Source organism: Halapricum sp. CBA1109 (assembly GCF_009741825.1).
GTDB lineage: Archaea > Halobacteriota > Halobacteria > Halobacteriales > Haloarculaceae > Halapricum.
In genome coordinates this window covers 1-2777 of the sequence record NZ_WPCA01000219.1, presented here as the reverse complement: position 1 = coordinate 2777, position 2777 = coordinate 1, and the positions used below count along the sequence as shown (strand labels likewise).

The 2777-nt window shown below is 71.9% G+C and carries 3 protein-coding genes and 1 pseudogene; 3 read left to right on the top strand and 1 reads right to left on the bottom strand.

All coding sequences use genetic code 11. The features are described 5' to 3' along the window. The 3 genes from GJ629_RS16520 to GJ629_RS15285 form a co-directional block, all read left to right on the top strand. A partial coding sequence (locus GJ629_RS16520; RefSeq protein ID WP_197428669.1) for a hypothetical protein occupies positions 1–224 on the top strand: 224 nt, incomplete at its 5' end. 64 nt (positions 225–288) lie between these two features. Further along, positions 289–942 (top strand): chemotaxis protein CheC, encoded by a 654-nt coding sequence (locus tag GJ629_RS15290; protein ID WP_157513782.1) that lies wholly within the window; start codon positions 289–291, stop codon positions 940–942. 39 nt (positions 943–981) lie between these two features. Then, positions 982–1764, top strand: a complete 783-nt coding sequence (locus tag GJ629_RS15285) for a hypothetical protein (RefSeq protein WP_157513781.1) — start codon at positions 982–984, stop codon at positions 1762–1764. Positions 1765–1999: 235 nt separating this feature from the next. Here GJ629_RS15285 and GJ629_RS18155 read toward each other — a convergent pair. Next, positions 2000–2332: pseudogene (locus GJ629_RS18155) on the bottom strand (initiation factor 2B); the annotation flags it as partial. Positions 2333–2777: the final 445 nt, after the last annotated feature.

Sequence of the window (2777 nt, the reverse complement as noted above, 5' to 3'; positions counted from 1 at the left end):
CGACGGCCGAGGACATCGAGTGGGACGCCGTCGTCGAGGCGACCGACGGCTACGCCGCCAGCGACCTGAAGCAGGTCGCCGACGCGGCCGCCCGCATCGCGCTCCGGGAGGACTCGCCCGTCGAGACGGCCGACCTCCGGGCCGCCGTCGAGTCCACGGCGAGCAGCATCGCCGAGTGGGTCGAGCGAACCGACGACGGGTCCCCGAGCCGGTACATCCGATAACGCCGAGTCTCAGTTTTGAGAAGTTCCCCCGAGTGTTTACCCGGGTCGACACACAGGTAGGGGTATGAGCCTCGAAGTCGACGTGCGGAAGCTGGATCTGTTCAACCGGATGGCCAAAGAGGGGTCGAACACCGTCGCCGACCACCTCAGCCAGCTGGCCGGGCTCGACGCCGGCATCGACGTCTCGAAGATCAACTTCATGGCCCTCGAGGACGTCAAGACCCACCTCGGCGACCAGAAGGAGGTCGGCATCTTCGTCGAGCTAGTCGACCCCCCACACGGCTACGTCCTCTTCCTGATGGACCCCGAGGACAGCAAGGAACTGGTCGGGGAGATGGTCGGCGGGATGGGCGACGGCGACGGCCCGAGCGACGGCCTGTTCACCGAGATGGAGCGCTCGGCGATGCAGGAGATCGGCAACATCATGACCTCCGGCTACATCGACGGCTGGGCGAACGTCCTCGACACGACCATCGACATCTCGACGCCGTCGTTCGTCTACGGCCCCGCGAGCGACATCGTCGAGAAGATGGGCGGGTGGCCCGACGAGGACATCGTCTTCGTCGTCGATTCGGACATCGTCGCCGCCGACACGGACGTCGAGTTGACCGCCTACACTTTCCCCCGACTGGAGGAACTGGTCTCGCTCATCAAGCGGATCGACCTCGACACCGACGTTCAGGCGGACACCGAAGCCTCCAGCGACATCATCGACTGAGGCGGCGCGCATTTCTGCACTGACGACGTAGTCCCGACGATGACTGTCTACCCGTCGGTGCGCGACGTCGGCGTCGAACTCTGTCGAGCGGCGGGCTACACCGTCGAGACGTTCGACGACCCCGGACGCGCGCCCGCCGTCGCGACGCCGGGAGCCGAGAGCCCCGGCCTCGTCGACGACCCTCGGCCCGTCGCGATCGAACCGTTGACCGAGGCGGACGTCGACCCGGCGGGCGTCGTCCCGCGGTTGGCCGGCGCGCTCGAAGACGACCGGGACTGTCTGTTCGTCGTCCCCGACCCCGGCGAGGACGACGCCGTCGCCAGCGTCGTCGCGTCGGTGTTGTCGACGCCGACGGCTCTGGCCGCCGACGCGCCCGAGGGCCGGCAGTTCTACAGCGGCCCGGACCGGGTCCCGCTCTCGGACGGGAGCTACGCCTGCGCCCGCGCACCGGCCGCCGACCTCCGGTGGCGAGAGGTCGCCGTCGGTGCCGACCGGCCACGTCTGGAGCTGTCCGTCGGCGACGAGGTGCTGGCCGTGCTGGCGGACGTCGACGCGCTCGCGACCCCGGACCGGGCTTCCTTCCGGCACGCCTACGCCCGGACGGACGAGGGTCGGTTCGCGGTGACCGAACGCGGCGAGGTGGTCGCGGAGTTCGGCGGCGTCACGGCGATGCGCCGCGGTGGGTACACCCCGGTCGCGATGCCACTCGTCCCCGAACACCTCTTTCCGCCCGGCAGCGACCCCGGACGGTCGTGGGCCGTCTGCACCGCCCGTGAGGACCCCGTGGTCTACGGCCCCGACGGCCGGTCCCAGTGGGCCTGACCGTCACTCCGGCGCGAGCGAGCCGATATCCGCCGGGTCGACGATACCGGCCTCCGTGCAGTAGCCCGCCACCAGCGACGCCGGCGTCAGGTCGAACAGCGGGTCGTACGTCCCGACGCCGTCGGGCGCGTCCGCGTCGAGGTCGCGCCGACTCGACGCCGGGTCGTCCGGGGCCCGAGACTTTCGCCGTCGCCGTGACGGCGTACAGCGGGACGCCCTCGTGGTCGGCGGAAAGCGCCAGCCCGCGGGTGCCGACCTTGTTCAGGAGGGCCCCGTCGGCGGTGACGGTGTCGGCCCCGACCAGCGCCGCGTCGGGATCGAACTCATCGACGGCGGCCGCGAGACCTGCGTCGCTGGTGAGGGTTACGTCCGTCGTCGCCGCGAGGTCGCCGGCGACGGCGACGCCCTCGCCGCCGGGGTGAGAGGCCGCGATCAAGACTGCCTCGGGGTCGAGGGCCTCGATAGCGCGCCGGACGGTCCCCGAGCGAGAGAGCGTGACGACCCGGTCTGCGTCCAGTGTTGCGGCCGTCGCCGCGGCCTCGGCGTCCGCGACGACGGCGTCGTCGATGGCCGTGCTGGCGGCTCGCTCGGCCGCCGCCGGCAGCGGCCCGTCGTCGTCTCGGCGGCTGACAGCGCCCGCGAGACGCGGGTTCGGAGCGGCGTCATACTCGGCCGGGCCGCACGGAGGGCCGCGGCCGTCTCGTAGACCGCCTCGGGGGTCGCCGCCAGCGACGCCTCGTCGCGCAGGGCCTCAAGTGCCCGGACCGACAGCCACGACGCGCCGTGGTCGCGGTCCGCGCTGATGGTCTCGACCGTCGGCCGGACGCGGTCGTAGGCGCTCCACAGCCACGGCTCTGTCCCGCGGCGGCGAATCTCGGGCGCGTGTACCCACTCGCCGCCCTCGACGGCGTGGCGCGAGCAGTCGAACAGGAACGGGTGGACGCGGCGAGTGTCCCCGCCGTCGGCCGCGTCGACGGCCTCGCCCGAGCGAACGAGCGTCGCGTCACCGGCGA